Here is a 22214-nt window from a genome sequence, read left to right as displayed (position 1 = left end):
TGTCGTCGATTAAGTAAGGATTATGAGTTAATTGCAACAAGCAGTTTATCAATGTTTTATCTTGCTATGACTCGGTTGGTAGTTAGAAGAATAGCCTGTATTATTTAATTCAGAGAAAGTCTCTAAGGGTTCTATTTTTTCAAAGTCTTATGGATCTATCCCTAGCAACCCTAATTCCTTTGTTAACAATTCTAATTCTTCTAATTCTCCTAATAGTCCTAATCACCGTATTTCAGTTACGGTCGTTGACTAATAATCTAGTTGAATACCACTGTAAGGTGGTATTCAATCAATCCATATTTTTTTTTATTATTTAGCTAATCCTCTTCGAGAAGGACATTTAATATAACGGCTTCCCGCTTTTAGTTCTTTTCAATACACTAAAATTAGATTTTAATTTTTAGATGCAAAATACCTTCACAAGATGGGGCTCAATTTTACTTTAATCTGTTTTTCCAGTGGTATATGATGATAGAATAATTCATCTAAGAGGGCTTGTGTTATGCTAATTCAATATGGCTTTTCCCCAGAACCCCTTTCCCCTTTAATTTTTCGCCCGGAGAAATCACCCCATCCCTTCACAACGATGCATTTAGGTTCCTCTCCTCAGTACTCTGTTTTTCAAGGAGAACAGTTGACCAGATTACAAAAAATTATTCTGGAGAATCGCGTAACTATTGCTTTGAATCTTCCCGACAAGACATTTAGACATTTAAAACAAGAAGAGATCTCCTCTTTTGAACATGTCGAATTTCCTTATTATCTTTTTGCTCTTCCTCATCGCAACTGGCTTCCCACCATTCTGAATTCTTACAATGCCTTTGCTTACATCATTAAGGAATATAAGTTAACTCATTGTATCATTCCACACATACAAGTAGTTAGCCTTGCTCTGCTAGACCCTCTAGAAGATTCTTTTTTGATGATTGCGGAAAAGCCTATGGAGCTGACATTTGATCCAATTTCTTCCCAACAAAAAATCGAGAATATTTACGCCAATTTTTCTCATTCTCCCACCTTAAAAGAGAAATGGCACACGATTTTTAATCAAATGACTGAATTTTTATGTCATTTTCCCTATTTACATGTTGACTGGCACCATCTTGGGCTTACTGAGGAGGGATTTGTTTTTCTAGATTTTAGGCAAGCTCCTCCTAATGACCCTCAAAGCTATATCTTTGCGCTTTTGGATCTACTTAAGCTGGCACACTTAGATTTTATGGCAAGTATTTGTCAAATCGCAAAAACATATGATTTTTATCTTCCTAGAGATCAAATCAATCTATTGAAATTAGAAAACCAATTGCTCTCTAAAATTCGTTTGAAAGTAAGTAAACTTCATCAAAAGAACAAGATTGATTTTGCTCAAGAAATTGATGAGCATCAATTTTTGAAAGGCTCGCTCAAGAGAATTATTATTGAAAATTTTAATCATGCGCTTCGCAAAAAGCATGCTTCTTCAATCTATCAAAAAATTTCCTTGTTAGATGAACGTACACTTTCCTGGTTTCCTTTTTTGGCTGGAATCCCGATCGAAGAAGAAGGCAATCTAAACACGGCTTTAGATGAGCTCTGTGAAGCTGATATTTTATATGCCCTATTTAAAAAAAATGAGGGGAAATTTGATGCTCATTATCTCCTTTTTTTCTAGACGAAAGAGTCAATCCTTCATTTGACAATTACCCTGTTCTGCTATATTCTATTTTGTTTTAACCAAAGCCCTTACTATGAAAAAGATAGCAATTCTTGGATCAACAGGCTCAATCGGAACCACAACGTTGCAAGTGGTGAGACATTTAAAAGATGCGTTTCGAATAACGGCTCTCGCCGCTCACTCCAATATCGATCTTCTCGAGCAACAAGCCAATGAATTTTCCCCTGAGTTAATTGCTGTTTATGACAAAGCTAAAGCAAGTGAATTGCAAAAAAGGCTTCCCCATATTTCTGTTTTAGGAGGCTTAGAAGGGTTAAATGCAGTGGCTTCCCACCACGAAACACAGCAAGTCGTTTCTGCAATTTCTGGCACATTAGGGCTCACCCCGACGATTTCTGCAATTCAAGCGGGCAAAGATGTCGCATTGGCAAATAAAGAAGCTCTCGTTTCTGGTGGCGCTCTGGTAATGGCATTAGCTAAAGAAAAAGGATGTCAACTACTGCCTGTTGACAGCGAACATAGCGCTCTTTTTCAATGTCTAAATGGGGAAAATCCGTCAACGATTAATCGATTAATTTTAACGGCTTCAGGCGGACCTTTTCGGGATTGGGATTTAGATCGTTTAAAGCAAATCAAGGTTGAAGAAGCATTAAAACACCCCAACTTTTCGATGGGCGCAAAAATTACAATCGACTCTTCGACTTTAATGAATAAAGGATTGGAAGTCATCGAAGCCTATTGGCTTTTCGGTGTTCAACCAGAAAAAATCGAAGTTTTAGTTCACCCACAGCAAATTGTTCACAGTATGGTTGAATTCAAGGATGGAGCAATCATGGCACAAATGGGAGAACCAAGCATGATCGTACCGATTCAATATGCCTTGACTTATCCGAACAGAATCGACAGTCCTTTGCATCCTATTGATTTAAAAAAACTGCGCCTTTTAGAATTTACTGCTCCCAACTATGACTCCTTTCGTTGCCTTAAATTGGCATTCGAAGCTCTACGTCACGGGGGAAGTTTAGCTTGCTACATGAATGCAGCGAATGAAGTCTTAGTCCATCGTTTTTTAAAGCGACAAATTGGGTGGATGGAGATTTCTCAAAAACTTGAACATTTAATGCTTGGTCACACGACACAAACACTTCGCTCTCTGGATGATGTTTTACATATTGACGCTGAAGCTAGACAGCATGCGAGTTATGCTTAAATGTCTTGCTTGGCAAATGATCTTTTTTTAGACTTTTAGATTAGCAGTTTACCTGCCGTTATGGCATAATGATTTTGTTAAAATATTACAAAACCTAAAATCAATTCTGCTTTATCTTGAGGCCATTTAGGCCTTAAACCAGAATAACCATAAGGTAAATACTCCCATGATTTTTAGCTTGATGTATACATTGTTAGCACTCCTTGGTTTAAGCTTTTTAATTTTCATCCACGAACTTGGCCATTATTTTATGGCACGTCGTGTAGGTATGCGCGTGGAAGTTTTTTCCATTGGATTTGGCAAACCGATTTTCTCATGGGAAAAAGAGGGTGTCAGATGGCAGATTGGCTGGTTATTGCTAGGCGGTTATGTCAAAATTGCAGGGACAGAAAGCGAAGATGGACAAGATCCTCATGACATTCCAGATGGCTTTTTTGGTAAAAGTCCATGGGATCGAATCAAAGTTGCCTTCATGGGACCGTTCGCGAATTTGGCTCTAGCTTTTCTGATATTTTCTACGATTTGGTTCTCGGGCGGTAGAGATAAAAATTTTGGAGATTTCACAGGTAAAATCGGCTGGCTAGATCCTCACTCCACTCTTTATGAACAAGGGATACGTCCAGGTGACGAAATCACAGCTTATAATCACTACCCTTTTGAAGGTGCCAAAGATCACTTACAAGCACCTATGACAGGGTCTTCACAAATTATTGTTTCTGGAAATAAAGTTAACTATGCGACAGGAGAAAAAACCCCTTTTGAAAGCATCGTTAAAGTTTATCCCCATCCACAATCGCTGCAAAAAGATATCGTTACTGCAGGAATTTTAAATTCAGCCAACTATATCGTTTACGATAAACTTCCTGATGGAAACGAAAATCCTTTACCTGAAGGCTCCCCCATCCAAAATAGTGGCATCCAATACGGAGATCGTATTCTTTGGGCAAATGGTGAACTCGTTTTCTCCTTGCAAGAACTTTACTATATTTTGAATAGTCAACGTCCCCTTCTTTCTGTTGAAAGAGCCGGGAAAGTGATCCAGCTGCGCGTACCTCGTGTGCTCGTACATGAGTTACGTCCCGATGCCGATTTCCGAGAAGAGCTGAATGATTGGAAATTCGCAGCTGGCTTGCAATCCTCTAAAATGGAAGACTTATATACAATTCCTTATAATTTAACTTATAATGGAATCGTTGAAAACTCTGTACGCTTCATTGACAGAGATGCTCAACAAGAAGCATTTCCTGCCCATTCCTTCTCAGAAAGGGATCTCCCTTTGCAAAAAGGCGATAAAATTATTGCTGTAAATGGAACTCCTATTACACATGCTTATCAACTCTTGAAGTTATTACAAACGGATCAGGTGAATTTGATCGTCCAACGACTTCCACATCCGACTGAAACAACAAGCTGGGCAAATGCCGATAAAGAATTTGACCAACAAATTCCTTGGAAAGATCTGCAAGTAATTGTCAGCCATATTGGGACACAGAACCCACTTAAGCAAAGCGGATCTTTGGTACTCCTCAACCCCATTACTCCTAAAACACGCTTGGAATTTGCAACTACGCCTGAAAAACAAGCTAAAGTTGCTAGTGAGATCTTAGCGAAGAAAAAAGAGTTAGAGATGATCGAAGATCCAGAAAAGCGTGCGCACGCTTTAGGATTATTCGAAAAACAGGAAAAACAACTCTTAATTGGATTGCCTGGTGTTCAAGACCGCAAAGTTATTTATAACCCGACTCCAACTGAGCTGTTTTATAACGTCTTTGATGAGATTTGGAGAACATTAACTGCCTTATTTACGGGATCGCTCAACCCTAAATGGATCAGTGGACCAATTGGCATTGTTCAAGTTGTGCACTATAACTGGATGATTGGCATTAAAGAAGCGTTATTCTGGTTGGGAGCGATTAGCTTAAATCTCGGTATCCTGAACCTTTTACCTATTCCAATCTTAGATGGAGGAACCATTGCTCTTTCTTTTTTTGAAATGGTATCTGGTCGCCGCTTAAGCCCCAAAACAATTGAAAAACTGGTTGTGCCTTTTGCAATTTTATTGATTGGATTCTTCTTATTTCTAACTTACAATGACTTAAGTAGACTTCTAGGCGGAATTTTCGTTTTCTAGTGAAGTTCTTCACAAGGAGAGAGCCCTTCTCTCTCCTTTCTTTTTTTAAAAAATTCGCTTTCCATATGCATTTCTGCTAGACTCCAAAAAAAAGAGAAGGAGTGCAAAAGTGGATCCTATTCGAGTCTTTATAGGGACAGAAGATGCCCAATTTTTACCTACAGAAGTATTAAAACGCAGTATTCTTCACCACACGACCGCTCCGGTTGAATTTCATCTATTAATTGACATCCCCCTAAAACTTAATCGCAAAATGTACACGGGCTTCTCATTTTACCGCTTTGCCATTCCCGAAGCATGCGGATATCAGGGCAGAGCGATTTATCTCGATGCCGATATGGTGATGGTTGGGGATATTTCAGAATTATACAACCTGCCCATGCAAGGAAAAGGCGCCCTGGCACGTCCTTGTCCGCCCAATGCATGGTATACAAGCGCAATGCTTTTAGATTGTGAGCAACTGAAACATTGGAATCTTTCTAAATGGGAAACTTTAATTAATGCTGGAATCGCGTCTTACAAAGAGGCGCTATGGGGAGAACCCGGAAGTTTAACACACAAAGATTTTGGCCTCTTGCCAGAGTATTGGAACCATTTAGATACCTTCGACAACACAACAAAAAATATTCACTATACAAATGTCCCCAGACAACCCTGGAAAACTCCCGGTCACCCTTTTGCAAAGATATTCTTAAAGCAACTGAAAGAAGCCATAGAGACTGGAGAAATTTCCAAAGAAATCATTCAAAAAGAAATTGATGCAGGTCATATCTATCCAAATATCCTTCAAGATACAATGTCCGTAAATTCTTAAACTTTTAAGATTTTTGGTGGATAAAATTTTTTATTGCATAAATATTTTATTTGTCTTTGGTGTAATATGCCATAATCCACTAACATTGCCTCCATGCTAGTGTCTTAACCCATCAAATACAAAGGAGGCAACATGGCAACCCCATTGTCAAATGTCACAGAATTTTTAAGGCTCCCACCCAATCAGTTTTATGTTAAACGGAAAAAAAATGGATCTTGGAAATGGGAAAATCCACACAAAGTTTCCATGAAATGGTCTTTATTTCAATATTTTCATAATCCTTTCGACAAAGTAGCAAAATATGCAAAAGAAGACTTTAAGAATGCTTGTATCGCATACATTAAAGAAAATCCCGATAAAGAAATAGAGATTCAAAAACAATACGCCCTGCTTGCTCGTGCCATAAAAAGCTCTCTCACTCCATTCAAAAATCCATTTAGAAGAAAGCTAACAATCAAAGTTCGTTATCGCGTTTTAACAAATGATATCGATGAAATAAAGTTTCGAAATCTTGAGATAGCCATTCATTACACGCCTTTTTCCACACTCAGGAAGATCTATCGCAAAGTTAGAAAAGTCCTCCCCCCCTTTGTGATCCCAGAATCTAAACACTCCCGATTAACCATCCAGGAACATGTTAAAATGATGGGGAAAGAAGAATTTCAAATCTTATGTCCAAAAATCAATCCTCTGAAGATCTATCGAGCAGGTTATCGGGATGGTTTGCGAGAAGAGGCTGAACATGCAAGTTCAAGTTCCGAAGACGAAAATATCACTGAATTTTTCATTGAACAGGAAAAAAGTAAGTCACGGAAGGAAGAGAAGGAAAATGCATCGATCGCTTGTACAAGCTGGCCTTTCTTTCAGCTGTGGTCTTTTCCCTCTTTTCAAAACCCGAGTAAGCGTAATGCCGAAGAAAATCCCTATAACGAAAATGATATTCAGAAACAATACACTTCACTTTCTCACTTTTTAAAGTTCTCTCATGCTTTCACTCAAAAGGCTCCCCGAAAAAGTTTGACGGTAAAAGTCCGGTATCGCTGTTTAACAAATCATATCGATGAGATAAAATTTCGAAGCCTCGAATTAGCTATCCTTTATACCCCGCTCTCCCCAATCAGCAAAATAGATAGAAAGATTAAGGAGAAACTTCCAGCTTTTGTCGTTCCAGAACCTAAAAAAAGTATCTCTTACACGGCGGAAATGACAATCCAAAAATATGTGGAAAAGGTTAAAAAAGATAAACTTCAAATATCTTTTCACAAGATCAATCCACTAAAAATTTACCAAGCTGGCTTTAAGGATGGTTTTCGAGAAGGATCTTACAGTACCACTTCTGAATTTGAAGAAATTGAGTCAGATGACGATTTTTAAGCGACTTTAAGCATGTTGGTTCATTAGCTCTCCGAACCGTTTTAAGACTTGTGAATGGTCGTTTTTATCCAAATCCACTTCGATCAGATAAAATGTTCCTCTTGCAAATACAGCGGTTTGGAGTGCTTGGTTTAATTCCTCTTCAGTTGTAACACGTACTCCTTTTCCTCCTTCTAAAACCTGTGGAATCGCCACATAATTCCAGTCGTGGACATCATTATAAGAGCCCTCAATAATGGGCCTTTCGGTCCCATAACCATGATTATTTAATACAATCACAATCGGATCCAATCCATATCGAACGGCAGTAGATAACTCCATGGCTGACATTTGAAAAGCACCATCTCCAACTAAAACAATCGGTCTTTGCCTTGGATTAGCTAATTGAGCTCCTATTGCCGCAGGAACAGCAAAACTTAAAGAGGCAAAATGAGCGCAGGCCATATAAGCATTTTGATGCAAAATAAGCTCCGCACTTCCAAATAAGCTATCTCCGATATCGGAAATGACCAAATGCTCAGAGGTTAAATGGGTTTGAAGGCAATCAAAAAGGCGATCGACTGTCAATCTTTGATGATTTGCCACAAATGCCTTAGGAGCCCGCTTGGCATTAGAAGGATAGTTTTGATCGAATGTTTTTTGCAGCTCGATCTTTTTCAAAAGGCCAACAAAGTCTTTGAGAAGTACTTCAGAATAATAGTGATGATTTACCTGTACTTCATGGTTAATTACAATAATCTGATTTTTTTGATGGAATTTAGCTGTGAAAATGCCCGTGTCCAAATCATTTAAAAGAACGCCTAAGCGTAAAAGACAATCTGCAGAATTGACGTAGTTTTGAACTTCTGAATGGCTCATCCCTCCTAAATAGACACCGAGGAAATGGGAATCCCATTCGTCTATCGCAGCTTTTCCTAACAAAGTAGAGACTATCGGGATGGAAAATTTTTGGGCAAATTCCAAAACGGCATCAGCTAATCCATAACGCAAAACTTCGTGCCCTACCCAGATCACCGGGCGTTCACTTTTTTGTAAAATCTGCGTCACATCTTCAATGGCTTCTTGCAATGCAAAGGGATCACTGGCCGAATCTAACATAAAAGCCAAGCGCCCACCTTCCATTTCAGCATCCACCTGATCTCGTGGTATCTCGATGTATACAGGCTTTTTATGGACTAAACAGGCGGTCAAGACGCGGTCTATTTCGCTTGCAAAAAGACAAGGCTCGTTCAAAACAGTTTGAGCAATGGTAATATTTCTAAAAATATCTAGTTGTGTTGTCTCCAAATGTTTATGGAGACTTTTATTAAATAAGTGATGTAAGCGAATTTCTTTTTCCAATTCTGCCAACCCAGCCGCTCCGGAGATCACCACCAGTGGAGAGTTTTCTACATAAGCCTGAGAAAGAGCATTCACAATATTAATGCCCACTCCATAAGTAATACATGCCACACCTAAACCTTTGATTCGTGCGTAGGCATCTGCCATATAACCTGCCGTATTTTCACGCGTGGCATTAATAAATTGAATGGTGGGATATTTTTCGATGACTTTGTCAAAACGGAGAATATAGTCTCCTGGGATTCCAAAAATGTGTTGAACACCTTTTTGGTATAATTGCTCTAACAAATAGATCCCAACAGTTTTTTTCATTCTGACCCTCTCTCTAAATTCTATCATGCAAAAATTTTAGCTTAGCATAGAGTGAATTTTGGTTGAAAAGAAGAAGAGTGATTAGGTAATATAACACCTTCTCTATGGACTGATAGCTCAGCGGATAGAGCACCCGCCTTCTAAGCGGGTGGTCGTAGGTTCGAATCCTACTCAGTCCGTCCTTTTCATCATCCTCAATCAGCATAACAAAAAATTCCTTAGCAAACCTTTGAAATTTCACCCATTGCCAACAAGCGAAATTGTGTTTCCGGGACATGAAATTTTTCTTTGGCATGCTGCAGGGCAGCGACCGGATCCAAATATCCCTCATCTGAAAGCTGAAAAGTCCCGTAGTGAATTCCGATGGTTAAGGGTTCTCCTAAATCCTTAAAAGCTTGTACACTTTCCTCTGGATCCATGTGGCCATAACACATGAACCATCTTGGTTCATAAGCCCCTATAGGCAAAAATGCGAGACGAAACGGCCCAAATTTTTCTTTGGTTTTCCGAAAAATTTCCTTACAATAGCCAGAATCACCGGGAAAATAGATATTTCCGTTAGGAGTTTGAATAACAAAAGCTCCCCACAGTGCTTTGTCACGATCAAAAATGCCTCTTGCGGACCAGTGTTGTACGGGCTCGAGATAGAGTGATATCTGATCATTAAAAGATCGACACTCCCCCCAATCCAAGGTCTTTACCTGAATTTCAGGATGCTTTTGATGGATAACTGCATCATTTCCTAAAGGAGTTAGAATCATGGGACAATCTCTGTCCCAAAGTTTTTTTAATGTTTTCAAATCTAAATGATCGTAATGATTGTGACTAACCAAAACGAGATCAATTTTGGGTAAAGAAGCAAATGGGATGCCCGGATCGCAAACTCTTTTAATTCCTAGCCACTCATAAGGCCCAATTTTTTCAGACCAAACGGGATCAGTTAAAATGTTCATTCCTTCTGTTTGAATCAATACCGTTGAATGCCCAATAAAAGTAATAAATACATCTGCAGTCGTCACTTGGACGCGAGGTGTTTCAAAAGAAGAAACATGTACGTAGGCTGGCCACTCTTTCGGTCGTGAATCCCACTTCCACTTCAAGAAAGAAAAAAACGAATTCGGCCTAACTTGCCAGGGATTATAGAAGATTTTCCCTGTAAAATGATCACTTTTTGGACCCTGGTAATAGCTTCTTTTGAAGTAAAAACAGAAAATCGCTAATATACATAAACTACAAAAAATGAATAACATAATATTAAACCCTACGACTTACATTTTAATCATAACGTTTTCTGCATTTTAGCCCCTTGTGTAATTCCGGCATTCCTGATTTAATGCAGATTTTGTTGTAAAAGAGAAAAATTATGGATTCCAGCCCCACCCTTCTAGGAGAGCATATTCCCTCTTCCGGACAATTTTCTACTATTTCCGAAGTCATGAAGACATTTCGGAATGCTCAATTTCAGTCAAAGCCCTATCATGAGCAGCTTTTAAGCATTTCTCAAAATCTATATGAATTAATCAAAGCAGCTCCTCACGAATCTTTTTTGCTTAGTGAAGTCATTGACTTTATCGCTCAGATCAATCAATTAAATTTCCTTAGACACCCTTACAGGCTGATGCAATTTGAATTTTGGCTTAATCAGCTTTCAGAAATATCCTATGAAGAAAATTTAGAGATACGTGCAAAAATTGTCGGAAAATATTTGCCAAGAGATGAATACCAGGTTTTCTTTCCAATTGGAATGGGCAAAACTTACGAAGGAACCCATTTTGTCTCTGCTCACCATTCGCCAGATATAGATACTATGATCGCTTCTTTTTGGGGTTGGATCGATGCTTTCGCTGCTCGTGTGGGAGATGCTCTCCATATTTGGAGCCTACCGGGAGGGCCTCCAGATTCTCCTGTCACCCAACTTTTTCAACGACTTCTTGGCAAGGAAGTATTTTCAGTGACCTGCCGCACTTCTGATCGGCTGACTTTAGCGGGAATGGATATGGTAACCCGCAAAAATATGATTCAAAAATCCCCAGATGCCTTAGTTTCTTCATTTAGCCACAGTAGCTCAGGGAACGCTGTTTTGTTGGTTGATCAAAATAATTATTTGGGAGATTGGAGAGCTGACGACGTTGAAGAAATCCAGCAGGTTCTCATTTTTTTCACTTCCTGCCTACGCTGGTTTGAAAACAAACTTTATTACTTGCTTGTTTCCCTTTTTGCTGAAGAAAATATTCAACAAAAAGATATTCCCGTGCTTGTTAATAAAATTTTTACACACCTCATTGAAGAAGCAGAACCCGCCAAAGAATTAAATGAAAAACAAAATCTTGAACTTAATCAATTCCTGATTCATATAATTGGCGTAAAAAAAGGGATAAAGGGAACTTTTGAAGAATTATTAAATGCTTTAAAAGATTTAAATTTAACGGACTTTTACGATTTTTATCATCGCTTTTTGGCTCTTGAACAATCTGATTTATTTGGATCTTCAGGACATATTGATGAAAACCGCACCAAGATTTTTAAGTATCTGCAAACTTTATTTCAAGAGATGCCAAACGGAATTCAGCGCGTTTATAATTATTGCAACCGACTAGATATTGTGATGCAAATTAAGCATCTTGTTTTTAACAAAATACCTCACACCATTTCTCTACAAACAGATGTTGAAAATATTCGGGCTAAAATACAGGATTACGATTATCTTTCAGTCGTCATCCCTGATCAAACTGGAAACGTTTTTCCTGTGGGTGTGGTCTGGGCAAAAGATATCCGAAAAACATTTTTAGGAACGGTAACTTTTAGAGATTTCTGCAATCTCGAAGAAGTTCATATGGCTTCCTATTTGAACGTGATCAGTGTCGTCGACCATCACAAATCCTCGCTAAAAACCTCTTCAACTCCCATGGTGTTGATCGGTGATACGCAATCTTGTAATGTCTTAGTTGCCGAGCAAACTTTCCACATTAACAATAAATATAGCCTTGGGAATCGCACTGGAACGGAAATCCAAGAGGAAATACACACGCTTTATATAGACGCTCCTTCTCCTCTTAACAATCGTTTACTCAAACGCTTGCTAGATAGACGCATTGCTTCCCAAACAAAAGGATCTTATTATATTCATCCACAACGGGAATTTATTGAATATTTTTGCTTTTTACACGCGATCTTTGATGATACCGACCTTTTAACAAAGGTATCCGCGAGAGATGTGGAATGTGTAGCTTCTCTTCTTAACAAAATGAAATCGTTGGTAGAAAAAAAAGAGGTGGAAATCATCTATTTAGAAGATATTCCACGCGATAAATCTTTTGCTCAAAAAGCAGCTAAAAGAATTCTGCAAAATACTGATACTCATTCAGTTTACAAGAAAATTTACGCTCTAAAAGAAGAAGAAATAGAGGCAAGCCTCCATCTTTGCATGAAAGGCCAAATGACAAATCTATTTGCGGATACTAAAGAACAGAATGGATGTTGTCGCGTTGGACAAACAAAGATTTTTCGATCTAATTATCCATCATTTGCAAATGTTGCAAGCATTTTACAAAAATACTGGATCGATACTGCGACACAAGTAAACCAACAATTTCCACAAATCGATTTGCATTTACACATGATCAGCACTATTCCAAGTGCTGATGAAGTTTTCTGTGGAAAAGTAGACCCACCTTCTCATCAAGATGAAATATGGTTTTGGGTCCCCGATCGCCAGGAAGCGTATGATCATCTCATTCGCTTTTTAACGGCATTTCAATCTACTCCTGTAATTGTAGACAATCAATTAAACCTAGAAATTCAAGGGTCACAAGCAGCGCAACTTCAGCTTATTTTCTCAAATCACTTTAGCCAGGTTCCTCTTGTCCACACACATGAAAATCAAGAACAAACTTTCGCAATTTTAAGGTTTAGAGCGGGATCTATAAATTCCCGCAAGGCTATGATTTCACCTTACCTGCCTCGTTTACTCACGTAACAAGTCACCCGGCTTTGTTGCCAAAAGACAATTTTATTCTGCCGGCTTGCCGTTTTCTTCTAGGATTTCCAAGTTAACGCGAATCCCATTACGACTTGCGACAGACATTAATAAGGTACGAATCGCATTGATTGTTTTTCCTTTTTTCCCGATAATTTTTCCGATATCGGATTTTTCAACCGAAAGTTCGATAATTAGAGTTTGAGTTCCTCCAATTTCATTAATTTTAACCTTATCTGGGTGATCCACAAGGTTTTTGACAATGTATGCCACAAATTCTTTCATAATTCGATCCTCATTCAAGTGTGAATAGGTTAATAAAAGTTTTTCGGTATATCCTGACAATCAGTTTGCTGGTCTGTCAGTATATGCACACAATCTTTTAAGTGTTCATATCTTATCGAGCAGGTTGTTATTATCTTTTTACATTAAGATAAACGACTAATCAATTCTTCCCTACAAATAGAGACATCAACTAATCCCCACTCCCTAATTACAAGATTAACTGATTATTTCGTTATTAATCTACAGAAAAAATTAGCAAAACAATTGCCTTCTTAAGCCAAAAATTTAACCTCCTAACTAGTTTTATATTAAAGGGATATAATCTTAGAATTTACTATCCTTCAAGAATTAAAGTTACAGGACCATCATTAATTAGTGAAACTTCCATTTGCGCTCCAAACTTTCCTTCTTGAATTGTGCCTAATATTTCTTTAATTTCTTTCGAAAATTTTTCATAAATAGGTAACGCATGTGAAGCTGGAGCTGCTTCAAAAAAATCAGGACGTCTTCCATTCATACAGTTTCCATACAATGTAAACTGACTGACAAGTAGAAGCTCTTTTCTTGTTTCCAAGAGAGAATGGTTCATTTTGCCATCTGCATCTTCAAAAATACGCAAATCAGCCAACTTCCGACTCAAGCGTGTTGTTTGCTCTGGGCGATCTTGACGATGAATTCCAATTAAAACTAAGCACCCCGCTCCAATTTGTCCAATAGTCGCTTGGCTAACACTGACAGATGCCTGCCTAACTCGCTGAACGACTAACCGCATTTTTCAGTCCTTTCCAGCATCGCTTTTTTTCTCAAACATTCTTCCATATCCGCTGGTAGAGGGGCTTCGACCTCAATTTTCTGCTGAGTAATCGGATGAATGAACGCGAGTTTTCGCGCATGAAGCATCTGTCGTTCGGCCCGATAGCGCATATTCACTTGCTTACTACCATAAATTGAATCCCCCAAAATGGGATGCCCTTTATGTTTTAAATGCACGCGAATTTGGTGAGTTCTTCCTGTAGAAAGAATCAATTTAGCCAGACAAATTTCATTCCCAACTTCTAAAGTTTCACAAAACGTTAGTGCCTCTTTCCCATCTTCACGCACAGTCATTTGTTTTCGATGAATGGGGTGTCGACCGATTGGCCAATTGAGCTCGCAATTTCCTGGATTTCCTAAACAAATCGCCCAATATTCTTTATAAACCTGCCGCGCAGCAAATAATTCCATTAACTTTTGTTGGACGGAGAGAGTTTTTGCTGCGACAAGTACTCCTGAGGTTTCTTTATCTAATCGATGAACAATTCCAGGACGTATAGAATCTACTGAAGCATCCGACAAAGAATAGCCACAATGGTAAAGCAAAGCATTCACAAAAGTCCCTGTCCAATTACCTGGAGCGGGATGCACAACCATCCCAACGGGTTTATTGATAATGAGCAGATGCTCATCTTCATATAAAATATTTAAGGGAATCTGCTCTGGAATTAAATCTATTTCAGGCGCTGCTGCAAAAAATAACTCGACATCATCGCCCACATTAGGCTTAAAGCGCTTTTTTACTGGTTCGCCATTTAAGAGGACAAGCCCCTTTTCTATTAACATTTGAAAATAGGTTCTAGACCCATTACTTTTATAGCGGTCTGCAAGGACTTTATCTAAGCGGATGCCTGCTTCCATTTCTTGAATAATAAAACTTGCGCCGTCTTCAATTTCATCAAACTTCATGAGTGCCTATTCTTCACATTTTTGATGCCAATAATAATAACTTAAATGAAAGAATATTTCATTCATTTTTTGAATAGAATGAAAGGATTTTGCAAAATAAGAGCTAACGAGTGATTGGAAATAAATAAAGAGGAAATTCCCGGCAAGGATAATGTGGATTTATTTTTTTAAGAAGACTATAAATATGTTCTTCTAAAAGCTCTAATTGCGTTAAATCCGTCACACCTTCGATCGATTTTCCCAGATATTTTTTCTTTCGATGGTAAACTTCAGTTAAATAATCGCCTTCTTTTTGGATAAAAATGCGAAGAATTTCGGGATTAATCTCTGATAGACTTTCAGAAAACTGAAAATCAACATGAAAACCCAAGAAAAGATGGGCAGCTAGCATAGACTTACCTCCTCTTTTCTTGTATCGAAGATAGGAATTATCCGCTAGCGCTCTGTGCGTCTCTCATCATTTTTTTCAGACGATCTTGGTGCGCTTTCATCTCATTACAAATGTTCATTGCGATCCCTTGCATCATCGCATTGTAAACTTTTGGCGCTTTCTTTTTAAGATCAGCCAAAGAATTAATGCTGGTGGTGGAAGTATAATTTCCAGTAGTCCCTGTGGCAGTTGTTGAAGTCGTTGAGGATGTGGAGGTAGATGAGCTAGTAGAAGCTACAGGAGTCGCAGCTTGAGGATTAGCTGATTCGGACATAATTCCCCCTTTTGTGGAGACAAAATCTTAAAAAATCAAATCAATAACTAAATCGAGCTATTATATGATCTTCTTTGTTATTATTATATCTCAAAAAATGATTATTTTCAAGGTGTTGCGCGCTCAAAATCTCTTTGTCTATTAGTGATACAATAAACATGCCACATATTGAAGTTGCCCCTAAAATACGACTCTTTGTGGAAGACCAAGGCTCTGGAAAACCTGTGGTTTTTTTACATGGGTGGCCATTTGACCATCAGCTTTTTACCCATCTCATCCCTTTTCTCCCAGGCTGCCGTTTCATTGGGGTGGATTTACGTGGATATGGGAAATCTGACAAGCCAGATGCTTTATATTCCTACGATCTTTTTGCTCGCGACCTCTCTAAAATTCTTGCCTACTTAGACCTTAAAAACGTCTCTTTAGTCGGTTTTTCCATGGGAGGGGCTGTCGCGCTGCACTATGTCCATCGATATGCGACTGAATGCATAAAGAAATTGGTTTTAATCGCTCCTACAGCTCCTTGCTATGTCAAAAAATCTGACTATCCTTATGGTTTTGAAATCTCTTCTCTCGATCGTTTTGACCAAGCTTGCCAAACCAACCACCCTCTTTTGTTACGTCATTTTTTGAATCAGTTTTTTTCCCAAAAAAATCCTCAAACCCAGCAATTCAGTAAGTGGCTTCATCAATTAGGACAACAAGCATCCATGCAAGCGATGTTAATGAGTCTTAACCAAATGCGAGATATTGATCTACGCCCTATTTTAAAATATATTTCCATTCCGACAGCTATTTTCCATGCAAAAAATGATTTAATTTGTCCTTTTACTTTTGGGGAACAACTGCACCATGCAATTAAAAATTCACAATTCGTGCATTTTGAAAAAAGTGGACATGGATTATTTTTTGAAGAAAAAGAAAAATTTTGTGACGAACTGCTTAAATTTGTACACGCATGAATGAGTTCAAGGTTGAAGGCTTAATTTTAAAAATGCTTCCTTATGGGGAAGGGAATCATATTCTAAATGTTTTCTCAAAAGAAAATGGATTGATTTCTTTGTTTGTCAAAAAACAAAAAAAAATCTCTCATTTTTTAATCTCTCCCTTGACTCATGCCGAGTTTGTCCTAAGACCAGGAAAAGGAGAGCTTTATCCTTGCGAAGAAATTTCTCCTCTTTCTTCTTTCCTCAAAATTCGTGAAAAAATTGAATCTTTTGAAGCTGCTTTTCATATTTTAAATGCTTTAACCCTTTCTCAGTATCCACATAAATCCGGTCCTTACCTCTATGATCTTCTTATCCGCTATCTGCACGAAATTCCCTCCAGTCCAAATGCTCAAAACTTAGCCACAAGTTTTCTTCTCAAAACATTGCGCCATGAAGGAATTTTTGGTCTCTCTGAGGTATGTACAACTTGTCAAACGCTTTTGGGAAATACCTGCTATGCCTACGGAGGAGAAAGCTATTGTTTTGATCACAGTCCTTCCCATGCTTTTGCTTTAAGTCCAGAAGAGCTCCATTCACTCCTTTTTCTCGCTTTTTGCCGGATTTTACCAGACATCAGCCATCACATTGCCCCCCTCCTCCTTCACAAAAAAGTACACGATTTATTTCATCTATCGTTTCACGCGTGATTTTTTGTTGCATAGATATTCACCTATATGATAAAGTTTGACTCTTCAATAATGCTCTGCGGAAGTGGCGGAATTGGTATACGCGCTACCTTGAGGTGGTAGTGAGAGTAATCTCGTGGGGGTTCAAGTCCCCCCTTTCGCATTTCTTAGATTCCCAATAAATAGTGTTTTTAATTCTCAGATATCGTAAGCTTGAATTTAAGCTTTCAACATGAGTTTCTCCAATGGACTGCTGCACATTTTGCACAGCTGCTTCTTATAATATTAAATCTTTGTTCGAGACCCTCCGAACCCGTTTTCCATGCAATTGGTATAGAGATGTCGTGCACGTTGAAATGCCCCTTGAAAATGGCCTAAGCGACATTTTTTACTTTTCATATGGTACAGTTGTTTGCTGGAATTTGTCTCTAGAGCAAGGATTTAAATTAATTGAGCACCTAAAAGCTTTTGAACAACAACCGCTCGATGAAATTGAGAGCGATGCCTTTACATTTTCTTATGGCCCTGTTGCTAAATTTGTAGAAGATGAATTAACGCTCCCTGACACCTCTGCACTAACGAAACTCGCCGCATCTCAAGGCCTTTCGCAGTCTGTTAAGTTAGGCGCTTTTGAAAGCAGCCTTTTAAAAACTTACAATCAAACGAAGTACCTTCCGGAAGAACTGGCGAAACGAGGACGTATCCCGCTTTCACGTAGTCAGATTCGGAAGAAGATGGGCGAACTTTTTATTGAGCGTAATTCAATTACTTTACACATTCACGCTCTAGCTTCCCCCGACTTTTTTTGGGAATACCCTGAATTCGAAAAACTTTATTTGATGATTGTCAACGAACTCGACATCAAAGACCGAACAGAGGTTCTAAATCACCGCTTGGATGTCGTACGTGAATTGTTTGAAATGTTGGGAAGCGAGCTAAATCATCAACATTCAAGCCGACTTGAGTGGACCATTATTTGGTTAATCATTCTTGAGGTTGTCCTTACTTTATTAAGAGACGTCTTTAGACTCATATGAAAAAGATCACCTTATTTTTAATCCGGCTTTACCAACTTTTTGTCTCACCCATGCTAGGGCCTATCTGCCGGTTTACTCCAACTTGCTCTCAGTATGCGGTGGAGGCGATTCAAAAATACGGATTTTCTAAAGGCGTTTCCCTTGCCCTTTCCCGCATTTGCCGCTGCAACCCTCGCTGTCTGGGCGGTCACGACCCTATTCCTTAAAAAATCATATTTGCAATCTTGTTAATAATCCAATTTTTTTCTATAAAAAATCGATCACATGATTTTTTAACCAAGGAAAAAAGATGCAAATAACTACATTCGGCTCTGATTCGCCTCCTTTTATTCAACGTAATCCTCCAAGTACTCCACCACCAAGCCCCGTTCAAGATTCCATCTCGCAAGCTAATCAAAATCCATCCATTTATCCTGCAGCAAGTATTTTGCCAGGAAGCCTAGCCATTGAAGAAGATGCCCACATTCCTTTATTCGATTTAGATGATATTGAAAATGCACCTACCGAAATTCGCAAGGAATTAATTAAACAATTTGGAGATGGGCTTAAAGACATCGGATTTATTGCGATCAAGGCACCTTCATTAAGCGCAATCATCAAAGATGTCACTAAAAGCATGAAAACATATTTTGCCCTCCCTCTCGAAGAGAAAATGAAAGATTGGAATTCAGACAACTCCAAAGGATTTTCTGAACAAGGTCGAGAAACGGCTGCCGGAGCGACTCACGCGGACCGCAAAGAAACATTTTTTGTTCCTCCTCATTTTAAGAAATGGCCTCAAACGCCTCCAGAATTTGGTCAAGTCATGGAAAGATACCATACAGAATTGACAAACCTCGCGATAAAAGTGATGCGATACGTCGCCGAATACTTAGAAGAACCTACCGAGAATGTTTCTGAAACTATCGATACGGCCTATAATTTACTTCGCTTGGCTTATTATCCAGCTCCTAAATCCGAAGATCATCCAGATAGTGTTTGGGCAAATGCGCACGAAGATTTAAATGCCTTGACTTTACTTCCGCCAACAAAAGTTCCTGGATTGCAATTATTCACGAAGGATGAACGATGGTTATCTGTAACTGCCCCAGAAGGTTCACTTATACTTAACACAGGTTTACAGCTTGAACGTTTGACTGCAGGACTGATTAAAGCAACACTACACAGAGTTCAAAATCCCGGGGGAAAATATACCTACCAAGCACGGCACTCGAGCATTTTCTTTGCTTCCTGGGCACCAGAAAAATCACTAGCACCATTAAAAAAATGTGTAGAAAAAGTCACCGAGAATATGTCGGAAGAAGAACGAACAACCTATCTGCTACAATATCCTGATGTAACAGTGCAGGAAAATCTCATTTCACGCCTTATCGAAATGGGCACAATTCCCAATCCCACAAGAGAACAAGTTGCTGAACTTCATCAAAAAGGTCTTCTACAGAGACCTCCTCTACATGTTGCAGAAGAATTTTCTGATCTTTTTAATTCGTAAAGATTTTGTGCACTTCTCCAAAAAGAAGTGCACATTTTTTTAGCTCTGGCTTTGATAGATCAATAAGTCCTTTCTGTCCGTTGTTCTATCTTTATCCACAGAAAATTCAGGAACAGTTTCTAGCAAGACAGAGATCACCTGGTCTAAAACAACTTTTCCAAATTCAGGATTATCTTGCGAAACACTTCCATAAACTTTTAATAAAGGTGCCGCATGGTTCCACTTGGAGCCCAGCAATACCTCTTCCATTTTGGCATATTGGAATTTGACATCTGAGCTTGACGGAATGACGACGACTTGGACTTTTCCATCTCTTTCGCGCTTTTCAGCTGTGACAGTCAATTTTACTCCCACATCATCCATAATGGTGTAACCCGGTTGCAAGTTTTGACCATAGGCAATAAAATATTCTGGCTCGGAAAGCTGCTTCGTTTGGGTAATAAAGGTATCCCAAAGCTTAAGATCATTTTGATCAGGATGTCCAGGCCCTTCGGGATAAACAAGATTCACCAATAGGGTCCATCCACCTTCCCCCTCATGAGCATTTAAACCGATCCATGCCATACAAATCATTTTGTCATAAGCATCAGTCTGAAAAGCCCAGACAGGATACATCCCCCAACGATGTTTAAAATCTTTGAATCTTTGAGGATATTTCTTTTTTAAGTTATTAATCTCCGCATTTTCACTGAACGTCTCAGGACCGGTCTGTACTGTGTTTTCACTGAGCTTAACTCTTAAAATCGGGACCTTTAATGAAGCCGGATCTTTAAAATATTCCTCTAAAACTTCTTTAGGGCCCCAGTATGTCCAATCATAGCCATTCAATTTGCCTTTCGGGCTCATCGCTATAAAGTCATCCGGAATTTTTGGTTCTACTGCTAAAGGATAAAAAAGATGGGGCAGCAATTTCAGAATTCTCAAATTACTTTGAACATCGACGGCTTTGTCTGGTGAAATGGCATATGAAGTATGCATGGAAATGCAGCTGACAAATAAAAAGATTCTGAAAAGTATACGCATCTAAACCCTCAAATATTTTTTTCAGCAATACTACCACAAAATCTTTTTGCAGCAACTTCTATTTTTAATTATATTTTAATGAAGAACTTCTCTCTATTCTTGCATAGAGGATAGGGACATGCTATGTATATTTTAATTTATCCAGGAAAATCCTATGTCCGAACCGGCAGTTGAAGTGATTGAATTGAGCCATATTTATAATACGCGGCTTGCAGTTGATAAAATCTCATTTGCAATTGAGCCCGGAAGTACTTTTGGGTTGCTAGGTCCTAATGGTGCAGGAAAAAGCACAACCATAAAAATGCTCACCACTCTTTTACCAGTAACCTCTGGAACAGCTTTTATCGGAGGTTACGATCTCAACACTCAACCAGCACAAATCCGCCAACTAATCGGATATGTGCCTCAACTTCTTTCTGCCGATGGAGAATTGACGGGATACGAAAATTTAGTTCTCTCCGCCAAATTATATGGCCTCTCTAAAAAGCAAAGAGAAAAACGTATTGCTGAATTATTAGAATTTATGGGGCTTTCAGATTTTGCTAATCAATTGGTCAATCAATATTCAGGCGGGATGATTAGACGTTTGGAAATTGCCCAAGCGCTTGTTCACGAACCCCAGGTTTTATTTCTTGATGAACCAACGGTTGGATTAGATCCAGCTGCCCGCAAAACCTTATGGAAACACATTCAGGAATGGCGGCAAACATTTGGAACGACCATTTTGATGACAACCCATGACATGGATGAAGCCGATAACCTATGCGATATTGTGGCTTTTATGCACATGGGGCATATTGTCGCGATGGATGCCCCCCTTCATTTGAAAGCAACTCTTGGTCCAAAAGCTACTTTGGATGATGTTTTTATCTTACATACAGGAAGTTCCATCAAAGAAACAGGAGATTATGGCCATGTCAAACAAATTCGAAACACCATATCCCATCTTTAAAATCATCGGTCAACGAATTGAACAAGTTCTGGCAATTGTAGAAGCTGATATACGCAAACTCCACCATGATCCTTATGAACTTTTAACACGGATGATCCAACCCGCTATTTGGCTTTTAATTTTCGGACAGGCCATGGCAAAAGCCAGAGCAATTCCTACAGGAACACTTTCTTACCTAGATTTCATCGCTCCAGGAATCCTAGCCCAAAGTATTCTATTTATCGCCATTTTTTACGGAATTGCCTTAATTTGGGAACGCGATATGGGTATTTTGCATAAAATTTTAGTCTCACCAACCCCAAGATCTATTTTAGTCATTGGACGTGCAATTGCAGCTGGTTTAAGAGGCCTTTCACAGATATTCATCATTTATCTAATCTCCATGTTTTTAGGAGTCCATATACGGTGGGAATTCTTGCCCATTCTGGGAGTCTTAGCCACAGTCATGTTAGGAGGAGCCATTTTTTCAACATTCTCGCTGATTATTGCCGCGATCGTGAAAAAAAGAGAGCGTTTTATGGGAATTGGACAAGTAATGACCATGCCCCTTTTTTTTGCAAGTAATGCTCTAT

At 38.8% G+C, this 22214-nt stretch carries 21 protein-coding genes, 2 tRNA genes and 1 pseudogene; 16 read left to right on the top strand and 8 right to left on the bottom strand.

The genetic code is table 11. From position 1 onward, the window contains the following. The 6 genes and pseudogenes from AB7E63_RS09935 to AB7E63_RS09910 all read left to right on the top strand — a co-directional run. Positions 1–108, top strand: a pseudogene (locus AB7E63_RS09935) (IS5/IS1182 family transposase); the annotation flags it as partial. 394 nt (positions 109–502) lie between these two features. Further along, positions 503–1651, top strand: coding sequence for a hypothetical protein (locus tag AB7E63_RS09930; protein ID WP_039376391.1), 1149 nt, complete (start codon positions 503–505; stop codon positions 1649–1651). A 76-nt stretch (positions 1652–1727) separates the two neighbouring features. After that, positions 1728–2864 carry a 1-deoxy-D-xylulose-5-phosphate reductoisomerase gene (locus AB7E63_RS09925; protein ID WP_006342327.1) on the top strand — a complete coding sequence of 379 codons (1137 nt, stop codon included), beginning with the start codon at positions 1728–1730 and terminating at the stop codon, positions 2862–2864. Between the two features lie 166 nt (positions 2865–3030). Next, on the top strand, positions 3031–4995 hold the full coding sequence (locus AB7E63_RS09920) for a site-2 protease family protein (RefSeq protein ID WP_006342328.1): 1965 nt from the start codon (positions 3031–3033) through the stop codon (positions 4993–4995). A gap of 109 nt (positions 4996–5104) precedes the next feature. Continuing rightward, positions 5105–5809: a glycosyltransferase gene (locus AB7E63_RS09915; RefSeq protein WP_006342329.1), complete on the top strand. Its 705-nt coding sequence runs from the start codon at positions 5105–5107 to the stop codon at positions 5807–5809. 132 nt (positions 5810–5941) lie between these two features. Then, the gene (locus AB7E63_RS09910) at positions 5942–7183 is read left to right on the top strand and encodes a hypothetical protein (protein ID WP_006342330.1); all 1242 of its coding nucleotides are present in this window, start codon (positions 5942–5944) and stop codon (positions 7181–7183) included. Positions 7184–7189: 6 nt separating this feature from the next. Here AB7E63_RS09910 and AB7E63_RS09905 read toward each other — a convergent pair whose 3' ends face one another. Beyond that, positions 7190–8836: an alpha-keto acid decarboxylase family protein gene (locus AB7E63_RS09905; protein ID WP_006342331.1), complete on the bottom strand. Its 1647-nt coding sequence runs from the start codon at positions 8834–8836 to the stop codon at positions 7190–7192. A gap of 106 nt (positions 8837–8942) precedes the next feature. Here AB7E63_RS09905 and AB7E63_RS09900 point away from each other — a divergent pair. Next, positions 8943–9015 (top strand) — tRNA-Arg (locus AB7E63_RS09900). 39 nt (positions 9016–9054) lie between these two features. Here AB7E63_RS09900 and AB7E63_RS09895 read toward each other — a convergent pair. Next, positions 9055–10086 (bottom strand): MBL fold metallo-hydrolase, encoded by a 1032-nt coding sequence (locus AB7E63_RS09895; RefSeq protein ID WP_013924534.1) that lies wholly within the window; start codon positions 10084–10086, stop codon positions 9055–9057. Positions 10087–10199: 113 nt separating this feature from the next. Here AB7E63_RS09895 and AB7E63_RS09890 point away from each other — a divergent pair, with 113 nt between their 5' ends. Further along, positions 10200–12812, top strand: a complete 2613-nt coding sequence (locus AB7E63_RS09890; protein WP_006342333.1) for a hypothetical protein — start codon at positions 10200–10202, stop codon at positions 12810–12812. A gap of 33 nt (positions 12813–12845) precedes the next feature. Here the strand turns inward: AB7E63_RS09890 and AB7E63_RS09885 are convergent, their stop codons facing one another. The 5 genes from AB7E63_RS09885 to AB7E63_RS09865 form a co-directional block, all read right to left on the bottom strand. After that, complete coding sequence (locus AB7E63_RS09885) at positions 12846–13097, bottom strand: KH domain-containing protein (protein WP_006342334.1); 252 nt, start codon at positions 13095–13097, stop codon at positions 12846–12848. Between the two features lie 334 nt (positions 13098–13431). Then, positions 13432–13869 (bottom strand): D-aminoacyl-tRNA deacylase, encoded by a 438-nt coding sequence (gene dtd, locus AB7E63_RS09880; protein ID WP_006342335.1) that lies wholly within the window; start codon positions 13867–13869, stop codon positions 13432–13434. Further along, positions 13860–14819 (bottom strand): RluA family pseudouridine synthase, encoded by a 960-nt coding sequence (locus AB7E63_RS09875; protein ID WP_006342336.1) that lies wholly within the window; start codon positions 14817–14819, stop codon positions 13860–13862. Before AB7E63_RS09875 ends, dtd begins: the two co-directional genes overlap by 10 nt. Positions 14820–14922: 103 nt before the next feature. Then, positions 14923–15210 (bottom strand): hypothetical protein, encoded by a 288-nt coding sequence (locus AB7E63_RS09870; RefSeq protein ID WP_006342337.1) that lies wholly within the window; start codon positions 15208–15210, stop codon positions 14923–14925. Positions 15211–15247: 37 nt separating this feature from the next. Continuing rightward, positions 15248–15523, bottom strand: a complete 276-nt coding sequence (locus AB7E63_RS09865; RefSeq protein ID WP_006342338.1) for a hypothetical protein — start codon at positions 15521–15523, stop codon at positions 15248–15250. 158 nt (positions 15524–15681) lie between these two features. On the opposite strand from AB7E63_RS09865, the gene AB7E63_RS09860 reads away from it, so the two are divergent. The 6 genes from AB7E63_RS09860 to AB7E63_RS09835 all read left to right on the top strand — a co-directional run bounded on the left by AB7E63_RS09860 (position 15682) and on the right by AB7E63_RS09835 (position 19667). After that, a complete protein-coding gene (locus AB7E63_RS09860) occupies positions 15682–16485 on the top strand; it encodes an alpha/beta fold hydrolase (protein ID WP_059358860.1) in 804 nt (267 codons plus the stop codon). Then, positions 16482–17159: a DNA repair protein RecO gene (recO, locus tag AB7E63_RS09855; protein ID WP_006342340.1), complete on the top strand. Its 678-nt coding sequence runs from the start codon at positions 16482–16484 to the stop codon at positions 17157–17159. Before AB7E63_RS09860 ends, recO begins: the two co-directional genes overlap by 4 nt. A 58-nt stretch (positions 17160–17217) precedes the next feature. Further along, positions 17218–17301 (top strand) — tRNA-Leu (locus tag AB7E63_RS09850). An 82-nt stretch (positions 17302–17383) separates the two neighbouring features. Next, positions 17384–18175, top strand: a complete 792-nt coding sequence (locus tag AB7E63_RS09845; protein WP_013924532.1) for an RMD1 family protein — start codon at positions 17384–17386, stop codon at positions 18173–18175. After that, positions 18172–18381, top strand: coding sequence for a membrane protein insertion efficiency factor YidD (gene yidD / locus AB7E63_RS09840; RefSeq protein WP_006342342.1), 210 nt, complete (start codon positions 18172–18174; stop codon positions 18379–18381). Before AB7E63_RS09845 ends, yidD begins: the two co-directional genes overlap by 4 nt. Before the next feature lie 83 nt (positions 18382–18464). Next, positions 18465–19667 (top strand): isopenicillin N synthase family dioxygenase, encoded by a 1203-nt coding sequence (locus tag AB7E63_RS09835; protein WP_006342343.1) that lies wholly within the window; start codon positions 18465–18467, stop codon positions 19665–19667. 39 nt (positions 19668–19706) lie between these two features. Here the strand turns inward: AB7E63_RS09835 and AB7E63_RS09830 are convergent, their stop codons facing one another. Next, positions 19707–20690, bottom strand: a complete 984-nt coding sequence (locus tag AB7E63_RS09830; RefSeq protein ID WP_013924529.1) for a hypothetical protein — start codon at positions 20688–20690, stop codon at positions 19707–19709. Positions 20691–20844: 154 nt separating this feature from the next. On the opposite strand from AB7E63_RS09830, the gene AB7E63_RS09825 reads away from it, so the two are divergent. Together AB7E63_RS09825 and AB7E63_RS09820 are read left to right on the top strand one after the other, a co-directional pair. Beyond that, complete coding sequence (locus AB7E63_RS09825) at positions 20845–21642, top strand: ABC transporter ATP-binding protein (protein ID WP_006342345.1); 798 nt, start codon at positions 20845–20847, stop codon at positions 21640–21642. Then, positions 21605–22214, top strand: a 610-nt coding sequence (locus tag AB7E63_RS09820; RefSeq protein ID WP_428419370.1) for an ABC transporter permease, incomplete at its 3' end; no start/stop codon positions are given. The genes AB7E63_RS09825 and AB7E63_RS09820, both read left to right, overlap by 38 nt.

This window comes from Parachlamydia sp., assembly GCF_050255895.1.
Taxonomy (GTDB): Bacteria; Chlamydiota; Chlamydiia; order Chlamydiales; family Parachlamydiaceae; genus Parachlamydia; species Parachlamydia acanthamoebae.
The sequence above is the reverse complement of the archived record's forward strand: the minus strand, read 5'-3'. Positions and strand labels throughout refer to the sequence as shown.

What these genes read in the sequence shown, in the direction of transcription:
- AB7E63_RS09930 (WP_039376391.1), top strand. Translation starts at nt 503, where the DNA reads ATGCTAATTCAATATGGCTTTTCCCCAGAACCCCTTTCCCCTTTAATT.
- AB7E63_RS09925 (WP_006342327.1), top strand. Translation starts at nt 1,728, where the DNA reads ATGAAAAAGATAGCAATTCTTGGATCAACAGGCTCAATCGGAACCACA.
- AB7E63_RS09920 (WP_006342328.1), top strand. Translation starts at nt 3,031, where the DNA reads ATGATTTTTAGCTTGATGTATACATTGTTAGCACTCCTTGGTTTAAGC.
- AB7E63_RS09910 (WP_006342330.1), top strand. Translation starts at nt 5,942, where the DNA reads ATGGCAACCCCATTGTCAAATGTCACAGAATTTTTAAGGCTCCCACCC.
- AB7E63_RS09905 (WP_006342331.1), bottom strand. Translation starts at nt 8,836, where the DNA reads ATGAAAAAAACTGTTGGGATCTATTTGTTAGAGCAATTATACCAAAAA.
- AB7E63_RS09895 (WP_013924534.1), bottom strand. Translation starts at nt 10,086, where the DNA reads ATGTTATTCATTTTTTGTAGTTTATGTATATTAGCGATTTTCTGTTTT.
- AB7E63_RS09890 (WP_006342333.1), top strand. Translation starts at nt 10,200, where the DNA reads ATGGATTCCAGCCCCACCCTTCTAGGAGAGCATATTCCCTCTTCCGGA.
- AB7E63_RS09885 (WP_006342334.1), bottom strand. Translation starts at nt 13,097, where the DNA reads ATGAAAGAATTTGTGGCATACATTGTCAAAAACCTTGTGGATCACCCA.
- dtd (WP_006342335.1), bottom strand. Translation starts at nt 13,869, where the DNA reads ATGCGGTTAGTCGTTCAGCGAGTTAGGCAGGCATCTGTCAGTGTTAGC.
- AB7E63_RS09875 (WP_006342336.1), bottom strand. Translation starts at nt 14,819, where the DNA reads ATGAAGTTTGATGAAATTGAAGACGGCGCAAGTTTTATTATTCAAGAA.
- AB7E63_RS09870 (WP_006342337.1), bottom strand. Translation starts at nt 15,210, where the DNA reads ATGCTAGCTGCCCATCTTTTCTTGGGTTTTCATGTTGATTTTCAGTTT.
- AB7E63_RS09865 (WP_006342338.1), bottom strand. Translation starts at nt 15,523, where the DNA reads ATGTCCGAATCAGCTAATCCTCAAGCTGCGACTCCTGTAGCTTCTACT.
- AB7E63_RS09860 (WP_059358860.1), top strand. Translation starts at nt 15,682, where the DNA reads ATGCCACATATTGAAGTTGCCCCTAAAATACGACTCTTTGTGGAAGAC.
- recO (WP_006342340.1), top strand. Translation starts at nt 16,482, where the DNA reads ATGAATGAGTTCAAGGTTGAAGGCTTAATTTTAAAAATGCTTCCTTAT.
- AB7E63_RS09845 (WP_013924532.1), top strand. Translation starts at nt 17,384, where the DNA reads ATGGACTGCTGCACATTTTGCACAGCTGCTTCTTATAATATTAAATCT.
- yidD (WP_006342342.1), top strand. Translation starts at nt 18,172, where the DNA reads ATGAAAAAGATCACCTTATTTTTAATCCGGCTTTACCAACTTTTTGTC.
- AB7E63_RS09835 (WP_006342343.1), top strand. Translation starts at nt 18,465, where the DNA reads ATGCAAATAACTACATTCGGCTCTGATTCGCCTCCTTTTATTCAACGT.
- AB7E63_RS09830 (WP_013924529.1), bottom strand. Translation starts at nt 20,690, where the DNA reads ATGCGTATACTTTTCAGAATCTTTTTATTTGTCAGCTGCATTTCCATG.
- AB7E63_RS09825 (WP_006342345.1), top strand. Translation starts at nt 20,845, where the DNA reads ATGTCCGAACCGGCAGTTGAAGTGATTGAATTGAGCCATATTTATAAT.